Source organism: Stenotrophomonas africana (genome assembly GCF_013004645.1).
GTDB classification, from domain to species: domain Bacteria; phylum Pseudomonadota; class Gammaproteobacteria; order Xanthomonadales; family Xanthomonadaceae; genus Stenotrophomonas; species Stenotrophomonas africana.
The window spans coordinates 328,058-343,561 of sequence record NZ_JABEME010000003.1 but is presented as its reverse complement, the minus strand read 5'-3'; the positions used below and the strand labels follow the sequence as shown (position 1 = coordinate 343,561).

The window sequence follows — 15,504 nt, the reverse complement described above, 5'->3', positions numbered from 1 at the left end:
CTGCATGGCACTGTTCGACTACCAGGCTGCCAATGCGCAGGGCCGCATCGAGAAGGGCCAATTGGATGCCGACAGCCCGCGCGGTGCGCGCCAGTTGCTGCGCGGTCGTGGGCTGACACCGGTGCAGGTCAGTGCGGCGCGCACTGCGGGCAATGGCTGGGGCGCCCGCCGGCTGTCTGCCAGCGAGCTGGCCTGGGCTACTCGGCAGCTGGCCAGTCTGCTGGCCGCCAGCCTGCCGTTGGAAAGTGCATTGAGTGCGGTGATTGAACAGGCAGAACGTCCGCACGTGGCCCAGGCACTCACCGCGGTACGCGCCGACGTGCGCGCTGGCCAGCGCCTGACCGTGGCGCTGGCCGCGCGCCCGCGCGACTTTCCACCGATCTATCGGGCACTGGTGGGTGCAGGTGAAGACTCCGGTGACCTCGCACGGGTGATGGAACGCCTGGCGGACTACATCGAAGAGCGCAATGCGCTGCAGGCCAAGGTGCTGACCGCCTTCATCTATCCGGCGGCGATCAGCCTGGTGTCAGTGGCGATCGTGATCTTTCTGCTCAGCTACGTGGTGCCGCAGGTGGTGACCGCGTTCGTGCAGGCGCGGCAGACGCTACCGATGTTGACCAAGGTGATGCTGGCCGCCAGCGCGTTCGTGCGCAGCTGGGGCGTGTGGGTGGGGCTGGGCGTCACTGCTTTGGTGGTGGCTTGGCGGTTGGTTCTGCGCAGGCCCGAGCTGCGCCTGCGCTGGGACGCGATGCTGCTGCGGGTGCCGATGATCGGTCGTTTCGTGCTGGGTGTGAACAGTGCTCGCTTCGCCTCGACACTGGCGATCCTGCTGGATGCCGGCGTACCGCTGCTGCGTGCGCTTGAAGCTGCGCGGCAGACCCTGGGCAATGCGTTGCTGGCGCGCTGTGCCGATGACGTATCTGCGCGCGTGCGCGAAGGTGCCGCGCTTGGCTCTGCGCTGAAGGTGCAGAAGGTGTATCCGCCGATCCTGGTGCATCTGGTGGCCAGCGGCGAGAAGACCGGTTCGCTGGCACCGCTGCTGGATCGCGCCGCACAGACCATCTCGCGCGAGATCGAGCGTCGCGCAATGGCACTCACCGCGCTGCTGGAACCGACCATGATCCTGGTGATGGGCGGCGTGGTGCTGACGATCGTGCTGGCCGTGCTGATGCCGATCATGGAAATGAACCAGTTGGTGCAGTGATGCGCAACGCACATCACGGGCGGAATCGACTGTCAGTCGACTAGCGCGCGGAGCGCGTGCGGCTACTGCGTGTGATAAGCAGTCGACTAACAGTCGACTCTACCCAGTCGGTTCCATCCAGTCGATTCCATCCGGTCGATTCCACCCAGTCGATTTCACCAGTCGATCGAGCGGCGTCGTTGTAATGGGGCATGGGCCGATTCTCCACACAATCCTCCACACCTTTTTTCGATCTTCCACAGGTTTCTTAAGCGGCCTGTCATCGGCGCGGACCAGCATGGACACGTCGCCGCAGAGTGGGCTGGGAGGCCCTCGGCGGCAGCAGGCGTGTAGTGACCGTTCCTCCCTTGGTGTTTCCCTTCGCAGTAAACCCTTCAGGAGAAGATCATGAACAAGTACAAGACCCTGGCCGCGCTGGTTGCCACCGCGCTGCTGGCCACCGCCGGTGCCGCTTCGGCGCAGACTGCCGTCACCGGTGGCGGCGCCTCGCTGCCGGCCGACCTCTACAAGGGTTCGGCCGACAGCATCCTGCCGGCCAACTTCAGCTACGCCGTGACCGGCTCGGGTACCGGCAAGAAGGCCTTCCTGGAAAACAACTCGGCGTTGTTCTCCACCACCGGTACCGTGCACTTCGCCGGTAGCGATTCGGTGCTGAGCAGCACCGAGCTGAACACCTACAACAGCACCTACAACGTGTCCGGCGATGCAAACCGCTACGGCGCGCTGGTGCAGATCCCGTCGGTGGCCACCTCGGTCACGATTCCGTTCAACAAGGCCGGTTCGGCCGTTGACCTGTCGGTGACCCAGATCTGCGGCATCTTCTCCGGCAAGATCAACGACTGGAGCCAGCTGGCAGGCCTGGGCCGTACCGGTGCCATCCAGGTTGTCTACCGTGGCGAGAGCAGCGGCACCAGCGAACTGCTGACCCGCTTCCTGACCAGCGCCTGCCAGCCGGCTGACGTGTCGGGCACCAACCTGAAGCTGGCCAACGGGGTGCCGGCGTTCTCGGTGCAGTCGACCTTCGCCAACCTGTTCACCAGTGTGCCGTCGAACTTCGTCGCTGCCCCGGCCACCGGCGGCACCGCGCTGTACAACGCTGTCTATGCCGTTGACGGCCGCGTCGGCTACGTCGGCCCGGACGTCATCCCGAGCCTGACCGATGCCACCAAGGTCGCCAAGGTCAAGGGCTTCTCGCCGGATGAAGTGAGCGTGCAGGCCACGCTGGAAACCGCTGCGCCGCCGACCGGTGCCGCTGCCGAGAACCCGGCGAACTGGGTGCCGGTGTTCGGCAACCCGAGCGCGGGCTATCCGATCGCTGGCTACACCAACTTCGTGTTCGGCCAGTGCTACAAGAACGCCACCGTGGGCGCCAACGTGCGCGGCTTCCTGACCCGCCATTACGGCAGCACCGTGGTCAACGGTGTCGAGCAGGGCCCGAACGACGCCGCCATCCGCGCGCACAAGTTCATCCCGCTGACCAAGGCCTGGCGCGATGCGGTCCGTGCTCGCTTCGCCACCGCCACCAACGCTGGTGCGGTGAACAATCCGAGCACCTGCTCGGGCATCGGCCGTCCGCTGTAACTGCAATTGCTTCTGTAGTTGCAGGAGACGCACAAGGGCGCCGGCAGCAATGCCGGCGCCTTCTGCGTATGTCCGCTGCATGACAGTGATGCGCCTGTCGTCTTCACGCCGCCGCCACCGTCTATGAGGTGCAGGGCGTGCCTCGCGCAGGCCCATCCGTACACGCCGCCGCCAGCGCGGCCCATCAGGTTGACGAGGTCCCCGATGTCGCACCCGCATTCGCCCACCGCCCGCTTCCCTGCTGCCGTGTGGCGCAGCCACCCGATGGCCTGGGCCGTCGCAGTGGCCCTGGGCAGCGTGGTGGCGCCGGCCACTCAGGCCCAACAGGCGTTCAGCCCCGGCTGGTTCGCCGAGCGCGGTGCGGCACAGGGCGCGGCGGCACAGAGCGGGCGCATGCCCAATGGCGTGCCGATCCAGTTCCAGCTGCCCGCGCAGCAGCAGGATGCGGCACGGCAGAAGCTGCAGCAGTCGATCGACAACCTCGGTACGGCCGCGCAGGCCATCGCCCTGCAGCAGCGCCTGCAGGAGCAGGCACGGCAGGCGCGCCGCGAGGCGGGTTTCGTAGTGGCCGATGGCCTGGGCAAGGATGGCCTGAAGGTTGACGAGAATCCATTGACGCGTGGATGGATCAATGCGCGCGAAGCGATCCAGTCGCAGGCGGCCGACGGGCGGGTGCTGGTCAACATCGAGCAGACCGCCGACCAGGCGATCCTGAACTGGGAAACCTTCAACATAGGTGGCAACACCACGCTGAATTTCCTGCAGAACGCCGATTGGGCCGTGTTGAACCGGGTCAATGATCCCGCCGCACGGCCCAGCCAGATTCTTGGCCAGCTGAAGGCCAATGGCACGGTGTTCGTTGCCAACCGCAATGGCGTGGTGTTCGGCAACAACAGCCAGGTCAATGTCCGCAACCTGGTGGCGGCGGCAGCGCGCATCAGCGACGCGCAGTTCCGTGAGCAGGGTCTGTACAGTGCCGACGCGAACACCTCGGCGCTGACCGACGCCGTAGGCAAGGTCATGGTCGAACGCGGTGCGCGCATCACCACGCACGAGCCGACCACGGCAACGCGGGGCGGTGGTTACGTGCTGCTGGCTGGGCACAGCGTGGAGAACGCGGGCCAGATCGAGACGCGCAAAGGCCAGACCCAGCTTGCCGCCGGCGACAGTTTCGTGATCCGCCGTGGTGTGGGCACCGCCCAGAACACCGCGTCCACCACCCGAGGCAATGAGATTGCCCCGCGCTTCATCGCTGACAGCACGGCGGGCGGCGTTCGCAACAGTGGGCTGATCCAGGCGCGCGAGGGCGACATCACCCTGGCCGGCCGCACGGTCGAACAGGCCGGCGTTGCGGTTGCGTCCACCACGCTGAATCAGCGCGGCACCGTACACCTGCTGAACTCGGCGTCCGATGCGGCGGGCCGCGTGACCCTGGCTTCCGGTTCGACCACTGCAGTGCTGCTGGAAGACGATGGCAAGAGCACGGCGCTGGACAGCCAGCGCGATGCCCTCATCAGGGAATCCACCGAGCAGGACAAGCTGCGCGGTTCCAGCAACAGTGGCACCTTCGACAATCTTTCGCGCCTGCAGGACCGCCGCGAGCAATCGCGCATCGAAGTCGTCTCCGGCGGCGATGTGAACTTCCAGGCCGGCTCGCTGGCGGTGGCCACCGGCGGCCAGGTGATCGCCGACGCCGGCCGGCGCAGCTATCTGGATGATGGTGCACGCGTGGACGTCTCCGGTGCGGTGGGCGTGCAGGTGGCGATGGAAAGCAACAACGTCAAGGTGAAGGTGCAGGGCAATGAGTTGCGCGATTCGCCGGACAACCGTGACAGCGGCAAGCTGATCAGCAGCGAGGTGTGGATCGACCGCCGCCAGTTGACCGAAGTCGCCGCCGGTACCGGCGGCTATGAAGGTACGCGCTGGTATGCCGGCGGCGGCCTGCTGGAAGTGGGGGGCTACCTGGACAATCAGGGGCATTCGATCAGCGAATGGGCAGCGCAGGCCGGCACCGTCCAGCTGGCAGGCAAGGAAGTCGTCAGCCACGCCGGTTCGCGCATCAATCTGGCCGGTGGCAGCCTGGATGTGCAGTCCGGCGTGGTGCAGCAGAGCTGGCTGCGTGGCCGCGACGGGCAGTTGTATCGGCTTGATGATGCACCGGCCGAGATGCTGTACGACGGTCTGTACCAGGGCTATGAAGTGAAGCAGGAACGGTGGGGGGTGACCGAATCGTTCCGCAATCCACTGGTGGCACCCATCCAGCGGTTCGACAATGGCTATACCGTGGGACGCGATGCTGGCCGTCTGCTGATCTCGGCGCCCACGGCTGTCCTGCAGGGCCAGGTGGATACCGTGGCCTTTCAGGGCCTGCAGCAGACGCGCCGCCCCGACCAGGGGCAGGACGGGTACGCGCAGGCACAGACGGCGGCGGCCCGCAACGCACAGCTCTGGCTGGGGCGTTTCGACAACAACGGCCGAAGTGCAGTGTTCGATTCGCAGATCCGCATCGGAGCGCTGCAGGCCGACTCCCGGTCATGGACGTTGCAGGCTCCGATCGGGGAAACACAGCGCAATACCGTGTGGTTGGACAGTGAGGTCCTGAGCGCCCAGCGTTGGGGGCGGGTGGACCTCGCTTCGGCGGGCCGTATCGACCTGGATGGCACGCTCAGGTTGCAGGAGGGCGGCCGGCTTGGGCTCACTGCAAGCCGCGTCAGCTTCGGTGGAACGGTGCAGATTGCCGGCGGGCAGGTGGAGGCCGGCAACCTGCTTCCGGCGCTCGGCGGGCCCACGGCCCTGCTGAGGTCAGGACGCGGCGCGGTGGATGTTGCGGCGGGCGCACGGATCGATCTTGGCGGCAGTTGGAGCAACGCGCTTGCTGCGCCGGATGGCGACACCGCGCAGGCGTGGATCGACGGTGGACAGATGCGCTTCAACAGCAGCCACGACATCCGTGTGGGTGAAGGGGCAGCGATTCTTGTCGATGCCGGCGGGGCGATCGATGCCAGTGGCAAAGGGCGCGTAGGCAAGGGCGGCAGTGTCGGCCTGCTCGCGGCCAGCACCGAGGTTGCCACCGACGGCAGCGGGCGCATCCGTATCGGCGATGGCGCACGCTTCAGCGCGCTCGGCAATGGCAGCGGCAACTTCACGTTGGCAACTGGCGGTGCGGTGTCCATCGGCGCGCCTGGCACGGATGCATCGGCGGCGTCGTTGCGATTGCAGTCCGCACTGTTCAGGAGTGGCTTCGCCGGCTATGACATCGCTGGTCACAACGGTTTGATGGTTGAAGAAGGTACCCAGCTGCAGGTGGAACGACCGGCGCTGCGCCTGGCCGAGGGCGCACAGCAGGCACTGGCCCGCGAGCAGGGCGTTCAGGCCTGGACGCCGTCGCTGTATGAGGCGGATCCGGCCAGCGGGCGTGTATCGCAGCGCGGCGGCGCGAGCCTGGCACTGCGCGCAGGGCATCTGCTGTCCACGGCCGATCTGCGCGTTGGCAAGGGTGCAAGGATCGAGGTCGATGCCGGCCAGTCGATCGAACTGTTCAGCGCCGGCAACCTGGACGTGGCTGGCAGTCTGAAGGCGGCCGGCGGCCGCATCCGCCTGGACGAGGCATTCGACCCGACCGGTGTGCGCGGCGATGCACGCCGCGAGCGCCAGTGGACAATCGCTGATGGCGCACTGCTTGACGTGAGTGGCGATAGCATTTCCCTGCCCGACGCGCGCCGGACATTGCGCGGACAGGTGCGCAAGGGTGGAACGATCGAGATCGGGGGGGCGCTGGACTGGGAAGACCAGGACAACGTACGCCACCTGCCGCCCGATACCTTCGTGGTGGTGGAGCGCGGTGCGCGGCTGGACGCGTCCGGTGCTTCGGCGCTGCTGGACATTGATGGCAGCGGACGCACCCGGGTGGACAGCGACGGCGGCAGCATCGTACTGCGCGCGGGCAATGCGCTGTACCTGCACGGCGAACTGGACGCAGCAGCGGGCGGCGACGGCGCGCGCGGCGGCACCTTGGGGGTTGCCTTCGGTGGTGGCACCTACGGCAGAACGGCAGACGGCAAGGAGGTGCTGGCACCGCGGGTGATCTCGTTGAACCAGCACGCCGCGCAGACGGCGGACCTGCCTGCACGCCTTGAGTACGGCCATGCGGCACTGTCGGTGGGGCAGATCGAGGCCGGTGGTTTCGATCATCTGGCCCTGTTCGGCGACATCCGCGCCCAGGGAGATATCAATCTGCGCATGGACCAGAGCCTGCGCATCCAAGGCTTGAATGAGCGTTACCTCGGCCTCGTCCCGGGCAACAGCGAGGGCGGCCGCCTGCAACTGGACGCGCCGTATGTGCGCCTTGCGCAGGGGCGCTGGTGGCAGCCGGCCGGGGAAGGCACGTTGCGCCCACTGGAGGCAGCGTTCGACAGCGGCCGGCAGCATCGCCTGGACGTGAGCGCCGATCTGATCGACCTGCGAGACGTCACCTGGCTGGCGGGATTTGACCAGGTCGCGCTGCGCAGTCGCGGTGACATCCGCATGCTGGCCCCGGTCGCCAGCAGTTCACTCGTCTCCACGCTGGCAAGCCCGGGTTCGATCGATATCAGCGCCGCGCGTATGTATCCGGCGGCCCGGGCCAAGGGACGCATCGTCGCGGGCGTCCCCGACATCGGTCCTTCAGGCCTGTCCTGGCAGAACCCCGACGCCGTACTGCGCATCCATGGCATTGCAGGCGGCGCGCAACCGGCACCGGACTCTGCGTTCGGAAGCCTGGAGCTGGTGGCGGCGACGGTGGTGCAGGGCGGCAATGTGCAGGCGCCGTGGGGCCATGTACAGCTGGGTGGCAGGGAATTCAACGCCGATGCGGCCAGCCGCGTCGACCTGCTTGCAGGCAGCGTGACGTCGGTGAGCGGTGCCGGCCTGCAGCTGCCGTTTGGCGGTACCGTGGATGGTGTGGGCTGGCGCCGTAACGGTGCCGACTTCGATGTGCTGGGCCCCGGCTCGACCAACATCCCGATCGGTATCGACATCGTCGCCAACGCTTTCAATGGCGTGGCGGGCAGCGTGCTGGACGTCTCCGGCGGAGGCGAGCTGTCCGGTGCCGCATTCGTGGCGGGGCGCGGCGGCTCGGTGGACATCCTGCGGCACGCGCTGGCGGATGCGAACCCGCGCTACCGCTTCAGCGGCAGTGACAATGCGGTCTACGCGATCATGCCGGGACGCTCGGGCACGCAGGCGCCGCAGGCGGTCGCTGACGGCAGCGCCGATCCGCGCATCGGCCAGCAGATTGTCATTCCTGCCGGGGTTCCCGGCCTCCCGGCCGGAACCTACACGCTGCTGCCGGCCAGCTACGCACTGCAGAAGGGCGCATTCCGCGTCGAAGTCGGCGCCGAAAGCGCCGTCGGCAGCCGCCAGGCAGTGGCGACCGGCACGGGTTCCTGGCGCGTCAGTGGACACCAGGCGCAGAGCCTGGGCGGTGGAGTCTCATCGCTGCTCACCGATCTGGTGCTGACGCCGGCGGATGTGGTGCGCCGCCATGCCAGCTACAACGAGACCTCCTACAGCACTTTCGTACAAGGCGTGGCTGAGCGGCGTGGTGAAGCGCTGCGCTGGCGGCCAACCGACGCTGGCAACCTCAACCTGCTGTTGGGCGATGGCGCCGGACGTTCGAGCGTGCCGGCCGCGATCTTCCAGGGCGTGTCACGCTTCAACGCCGGCAGCAATGACGGACGCGGGGGCACGCTTTCAGTCAATCTGCTCGCCTCCAATGAGGCAACGCTGGAGATTGCCACCCAGGGCGGTAGTGCCGGCAGCGGCAGCGGCGCCACCCTCTTCGATTCGGCGCTCAATGCGTTCCGCCCGGAAACGATGCTGATCGGCGGCGTGCTGCGACGTGACGCGACGACTTATTCGTTGGAGGGCAGCGCGCAGCACATCGTGGTGCGCAACGGCGTCAACCTGACGGCGCAGGAAGTGCTGCTGTCGGCTGCGTTCGGGGGCAAGGGGATCCTGGTCGAGCAGGGCGCTTCGATCGATACCTTGGCCGGGGCCGATCCCTCGCGCGTGGCGCAGCCCACGGCACCCTACCTGGTGTCGGGCGGCCTGCTTGCCGTGTCCAACCAGCGCTTGACGGCGCTCAGTGCGCAGGGCGGTAGTGCCGGCGGTCCGGTGGCGATCGACATCGGCGGATGCGTGGTGGACTGCAATGGCCAGACCCGGTTGCTGTCGGCAGGCAGCATCAACGTGGTCACCGACGGCGCGCTGAGCATTGGCGACGCGGTGAGCTACGGCACGCGCCAGCTCGGCCTGGGCATGTCGGCGCTCAATCTCGGCAGCGCCGAAGCCATTGCGGCGGCAGCGGCAGCCGGCGGCCTGCCGGCGGGCATGACCATGAACCAGGAGGTCCTGCAGCGATTGCTGCGTGGAAACACCGCCACCGGCGCGCCGGCGCTGGAGGCGCTGAGCCTGACCGCGCGCGATGCCATCAATGTGTTCGGCAGCGTGGACCTGGATACGCGTGACAGTGCGACCGGCCGCAGCAGTCTACGCAGTCTGGTGCTGGGTGCCCCTGCCATTCATGGTTACGGCACTGCGACCGACCGCGCCCGCATCTTCGCCGATACGCTGATCTGGGACGGTACGCTGGCCGGCACCACGTTGCCCGGCGGTGAGCAGACCCAGCCGGCCGGCGAGGCCATGGTGGGTCGGCTTGGCCAAGGGCAGCTGGAAATCAATACGCGGGTGCTGGAACTGGGGCGTGCGCCCTTCACCCGGCCCAGTTCGTCGGTGGCCGCGGATCGCCAGGTGCTTGGCTTCGCCGGCGTTACCCTGGCAGCGTCGGATCGCATGTTGTTCTCCGGCAAGGGCAGCCTGGATGTCTTCCAGCGCCAGGGCGACTACGTGGCAGGCAGCGGCTGGCAGTTCAGCGGCGGCGCGCTGGATATCGTCACCCCGCTGCTTACTGGTAACGCGGGTGCGCAGCTGGCCATCCGCAATGGCGGAACGGTGCAGCTGCGTGGCGCCGCGGCGACTGCGGGCAGCGATGCGTTGGGTGCGGAGTTGTCCATCACGGCCGAGCGCGTTGTGATCGACAGCCGGGTGGCGCTGGCGTCCGGCCGCTTCGAAGCCAATGCCCGTCAGGACGTCGCGCTTGGCAGCAATGCGGTGCTGGATATGGCCGGCCGCAAGGTCAGCCTGTTCGACGTGGACAAGTACAGCTGGGGCGGTGACGTGGCGCTGTCGAGCCGCGAAGGTGACATCGTTGCCGATGCGGCGTCGCGCATCGATCTTTCCGCCCGCAACAACCGCGGCGGCCGCTTGACGGTCTCTGCGCAAGGCCCGCAGGGCGGCCGTGTGGATCTGTCGGGCACGCTGCTTGGCGGTGCCAGCGGCCGCTACGACGCCGGTGGCACCGTGGTGCCCTATGACGGTGGCGAAGTGGTGGTGCGCGCACGTCAGCTGCAGGACTTCTCCGGGCTCAATACACGGCTTACCGCCGGTGGCATTACCGGTGGCCGGACCTTCCAGTTGAGCGAAGGCGACCTGGTGATCGGCGATGAAGTCAAGGCACGCAACGTTGATATCAGCGTCGATGGCGGCAGCCTGCTCGTCAATGGCCGCATTGATGCCAGTGGCGAACAGGTCGGCAGCATCCGCCTGTCCGCCCGCGATCTGTTGCGTATCGATGGCACATTGGACGCGCATGGCAGCGCCTTGCGCGTCGACAGTTACGGCAAGATCATCGACAGCCCGAACCGGGCGATGATCGAACTGACCTCGGCCAGTGGCAGCCTGCAGCTGGGCGCGACCTCATCGATGGACCTGCGCGCCGGTACCTCGGTGGCCACGGGTAGCAGCCCTGGCCAGAACGATGGCCGCGCACGCGGCAGCGTCAAGCTCAACGTGCCACGCGTGGGCAGCAACGACGCTGCGATTGACGTGGCCAGCGGACTCCGCATCGCCGGTGCCGGCGATCTCCAGGTCAACGCCTTCCGCAGCTATGATTCGGCGTCGCTGGCCAGCGCTCCGGATGTGCATGGCCATCGTCCGCAGGTAATCAACCAACATTGGCTGGACACCGTGGTAGACCCGGACAACAGCCAGTGGATGAACGCCGCGCTGACCAATGCGGGCTTGCAGCAGCGCACTGCCGCATTGGGCAGCTTCCGCCTGCGCCCCGGCGTGCAGATCGTGGCGCGGACCAGCAGTGACAACCCGCGTGGCGATCTGGTCGTGGCCGGCGATATCGATCTGTCCGGCTACCGCTACGGACCACAGTCGAACCGCACCGATCCTGCGCGCCGTGGCTTCGGTGAATCGGCCGCGCTGATGCTGCGTGCCGAGGGTGATATCAACGTCTACGGCAGCATCAACGACGGCTTCGCGCCGCCGCCTGCCAACCCCGATGAGGACGGCTGGGTGCTGCTGGAAGGGCGCAGTGCCGGTACGCCCAACACGGCGTTCGGTGGCGACCTGATCGTGCCCGGCGAAGGTGTACAGCTGCAGCGCGGCACCGAATTCCGTACTGGCGCGACGCTGAACTATGCACTGCCCTTCGAGGCCGTGACCTTGCCAGCGGGAACCGTGCTGCCGGCGGAGATGGTGTTGTCCGGGCCGCTCCTGCTGCCCGCCGGTACCGTGCTGGGAGCGGTAGTGACCACAGACAGCGGGCAGGTGATGGCGGCCGGCACCGTGCTGGCACAGGCGCTGGCGTTGCAGTCCGGTGCCCGACTGGGTGCCGGTTTCCGCCTGCGCACGCCGGCGCCGGTGGCCGCACAGGTGTGGCCGGCCGGCGTCGCGCTGCCGATAGCGATGAAGCTGTCAGGCGCGCTGGACCTGCATGCCGGCGCGATCATCCCGTCGATGACCAAGGTGGAGCTGGCCGGCGATGCGCCGGTGAAACTGCGGCCTGCCGACGCCAGCGGGCGCCAGGGACGCAATTGGGCGCTGGCGGCGATGCTGCCCGAAGGCACCACCTCGTGGGATCTGACCGCGGTGGCGGGTGCGGATACGACGGCTGCAGATCCACGTACCCGCCGCTGGGGGAGTGACGGCAGCATCGTGCTGGCCGACAGCCACTACAGCACTATCGGCACAGTGACCACGACGACGGAATGGAAGGGTGATCGCGTGATCACCGTGGACGGCTCGTTGAATCTGTGGGGTGACGAATCGTGGGTCGGGAAGCCCGTGGCTGATCTGGCCCGGGAGCTGGGTTTGACCGAGAACGAAGTCTGTGACTCCGGACCCAATTGCGGCCCCGCCCCGCGACTGGTGGACAAGGAAGGCTCGCTGGCATGGTGGGGTGATGAATCCTGGGTCGGCCGCCCGGCTACGGAACTGGGTGCCGAGATGGGTATGTCGGAGGAAGAGATCTGCGCGGCAATGGGCTACTGCTACGGCGGCGGTACGCTTACCGAAGTCACCACCTACGGCAAGCGCCTGGGCTCGCCGGCTTGGAGCGTGCTGCGTACCGGCAAGGGTGATCTGGCACTGCTGGCCGCGCAGGACGTGCGCATGAAGTCCGGCTTCGGCGTGTACACCGCAGGTGCGCCGACGCTACTGGGCGATGGCAGCGACCCCCAGTTCAATCCGGTGCGTACGGCTGCGCCCTGGCACACCTCGCTGCTGGGCAGGAACCAGGTCTCGGGCAACTATGATGCGGCGCTGGCCAGTTACCATGCCTGGTATCCCGACCATGGCGGCGATCTCAGGGTTGAAGCCGGGCGCGACATCATTGGCGACGCCTGGACCGCCCGGTCTGAATCGGGTACGGCGCAGCGCGACCAGGCGGGGCATTCAAGCGCAGCCGTGGGCGGCTGGTTGTGGCGGCAGGGTTCGGGCACCACCGAAGGCGTCCAGGTGACACCGACGAGTTGGTGGATCAACTTCGGCACGTACAGCACCGTGGGCGCCGAAGCGGACGCAGCTCCCCGCATGGTCGGCTTCACCGGCTTCGGCACGCTGGGAGGCGGCAATCTGTCACTGGAAGCGGGCCGCCACGCGGGTGTGCTCGACGCGATGGGCAATGCCCTGGGTCTGCTGACCGCGCCTCATTCCAGCGCGATTGTTGCTGCGGTCGGGTCGACCGGGCGCGTCAGCAACGGTGAGCTGCATCTGACGGGGGGCGGCGACCTGACCCTGCGAAGCGGCGGAGCGCTCAACCCCGGCCTGCGCGCCAGCGCGCAGCAGCCCGAAGGGTTCCTGCAGGATCTGGATCTCAATGGCGCGGTGACCAACCTGCGCGGCAGCACCCTGCTGCAGGCGGCACGCATCGGTGGCCTCAGTACCATACAGAGCAGCTACGGAACGCTGGGCCTGAAGAATCCGTTCGTGGCCGACGCGCCGGTGGCGATGGCGGGGCCGGTGCTCATCCTGGGTGATTCCACCGCCCGCCTGCTGGCCCGTGGTGACATTGTTCTCGGTGGCGCCGCGGATGCGGGGCGCGTACCCACAGCCAACTACAACGACATGGTTCTGGGCGATGACCAGCATGCAGCTGGCACGACGTGGTTCTCGCTCTGGACCCGAGGCACGGCACTGGATCTGTTCTCGGCAGGCGGAAATCTCGCACCCAGCCTGGCCGGAAGTCTGCATGCAACCGGTAGCAACATGTTCGCTGAAGGCATCGCGCTGCGCGAGCAATCCGTTCCCGCCAGCATCAATTACTGGCTGTATCCGTCCAGGTTCAGCGCGGTGGCAGCGAGTGGTGACATCATCAGCGCCTCGCTTCGAGGTCTCGGACCGGGGGCGACTACGGGCGATGTGATCCTGCTCGCGCCTTCGGCCAGCGGCCAGCTCGATGTTCTGGCCGGAGGCTCGATCCATGCCGCGATCAACGCCACCGGCATTGCACGTTCCGGTAGCGACGCCCGCCTGCCTGGCCCGTTTGATCCTGCATTCATGGCCCAGCGGGGCGTCAGCCTGACCCGGGTTGGCCACAATCTCTCCGACGATGGGGTGCAGGGAGCGGATCCGTCGGCGATCCTGCCCTTGTTCGCGTTCGGCCCCAGTACCCCGACCACGGGTGCGCTGACGTCCCGGCCCACGTCGCCCAGCCGCTTCTATGCTGTTGCCGGTGACATCATCGGGTTGGGCAGCGGCGGCCGCCGGCAATTGAGGCGGAACATCGGCGAGGAGAGCAGGACACTGTTCGACTGGTACGAAGCGGGCTCGGCCGTACAGCTGCGCGCTGGTCGCGACGTGATCAATGCGAACGTCACCGCGCTCAACACCAGCGGTACCGATATCAGCGGGATCGAGGCGGGCCGGGACATCATCCGCAGCAACCTGACGGTGGCCGGCCCCGGCAACGTCGAAGTGAGTGCGGGCCGGCAGCTGCGCCAGGAAGAGGCCGGAAGCATCGTGAGCCTGGGTGGCGTCGTCCAGGGCGATGCCCGTCCCGGTGCCAGCATCGCAGTGACTGCCGGCAATCAGAGCATCGACTTCGATGCACTGCGCGCGCGTTACCTGGATCCGGCCAACCTGGCCGACCCGGCGCAGTCGCTGGCATCGCAGCCCGGCAAGGGGGTGAAGATCTATGACGAGGAGTTGAAGCAGTGGCTGCAGCAGCGCTTCGGTCTGGCCGCCGACGGCGCCGAGGCACTGGCTGCGTTCGACCGGTTGCCGAAGGAGCAGCAGCGGATCTTCCTGCGCCAGGTCTATTACGCTGAGCTGCGCGAAGGTGGCCGCGAGTACAACGATCGGAATGGGCCACGCGTTGGTTCTTACCTGCGCGGCCGCGAGGCCATCGCCACGCTGATGCCGGACAAGGATGCAGCGGGTGCGATGATCCAACGCACTGGCGATATCCTGATGTATGGCGGCTCCGGCGTGCGTACCGAAGCCGGCGGCAACATCGAGCTGATGGCACCGGGTGGGCAGATCGTGATCGGTGTGCAGGGCGTGGTGCCGCCGCCCAGTGCCGGACTGGTGACCCAGGGGCAAGGTGATATCCGGCTGTTCAGCCAGGACAGCGTGCTGCTGGGCCTGTCGCGGGTGATGACGACGTTCGGCGGTGACATCCTGGCCTGGTCGGAGCAGGGTGACATCAATGCTGGACGCGGTTCGCAGACTACGCTGCTGTACACGCCACCGCGCCGCGTCTATGACGGCTGGGGCAATGTGATCCTGTCGCCGCAGGCTCCCGCCAGTGGCGCAGGCATCGCGACGTTGAACCCCATTGCCGAAGTGCCCCCGGGCGACGTCGACCTGATCGCGCCGCTGGGCACCATCGACGCGGGCGAGGCTGGCATCCGTGTCTCGGGCAACATCAACCTGGCGGCGTTGCAGGTACTCAACGCCGCCAACATCCAGGTGCAGGGTGAGAGCAAGGGCCTGCCGGTACTGGCAACGGTCAACGTCAACGCGCTGGCCTCGGCCAGTGCGGCAGCGAACAGCGCCAGCCAGGCGGCACAGGACGTGATGCGCAAGAGCCAGGACGACGCACGGCGCAACCAGCCGTCGGTGATCAGCGTGCAGATTCTCGGCTTCGGCAGCGGCACCAGCAGCATCAACCCGCCGGCGCGTGGCAACACTGCCAACAGCGGTTATGACGCCAACAGTGCCTTCCAGTTCCCGCAGGCAAGTCGCGACGAGGGCACGCAGCGCCGCTAGGCATCACACGATCCCGGGAGGTGCCGACCTTGGTCGGCAGTAGATCCACGCCATGCGTGGATGTCGCTGGACTGCAGGAACAGACAGCATCGGGCCAGCCGCCACGGAACGGTGGCGGC

At 67.3% G+C, this 15,504-nt stretch carries 3 protein-coding genes; all 3 read left to right on the top strand.

Annotated features, from left to right (window positions below; genetic code table 11):
* Positions 1–4: 4 nt before the first annotated feature.
* The 3 genes from gspF (at position 5) to HLA98_RS07995 (ending at position 15,385) form a co-directional block, all read left to right on the top strand.
* Positions 5–1,204: a type II secretion system inner membrane protein GspF gene (gene gspF / locus HLA98_RS08005; RefSeq protein ID WP_057499675.1), complete on the top strand. Its 1,200-nt coding sequence runs from the start codon at positions 5–7 to the stop codon at positions 1,202–1,204.
* A gap of 387 nt (positions 1,205–1,591) precedes the next feature.
* The gene (locus HLA98_RS08000) at positions 1,592–2,785 is read left to right on the top strand and encodes a substrate-binding domain-containing protein (RefSeq protein WP_057499676.1); all 1,194 of its coding nucleotides are present in this window, start codon (positions 1,592–1,594) and stop codon (positions 2,783–2,785) included.
* 204 nt (positions 2,786–2,989) lie between these two features.
* Positions 2,990–15,385 (top strand): filamentous hemagglutinin family protein, encoded by a 12,396-nt coding sequence (locus HLA98_RS07995; protein WP_129550515.1) that lies wholly within the window; start codon positions 2,990–2,992, stop codon positions 15,383–15,385.
* The last annotated feature ends 119 nt before the right edge of the window (positions 15,386–15,504 follow it).

What these genes read in the sequence shown, in the direction of transcription:
- HLA98_RS07995 (WP_129550515.1), top strand. Translation starts at nt 2,990, where the DNA reads ATGTCGCACCCGCATTCGCCCACCGCCCGCTTCCCTGCTGCCGTGTGG.
- HLA98_RS08000 (WP_057499676.1), top strand. Translation starts at nt 1,592, where the DNA reads ATGAACAAGTACAAGACCCTGGCCGCGCTGGTTGCCACCGCGCTGCTG.
- gspF (WP_057499675.1), top strand. Translation starts at nt 5, where the DNA reads ATGGCACTGTTCGACTACCAGGCTGCCAATGCGCAGGGCCGCATCGAG.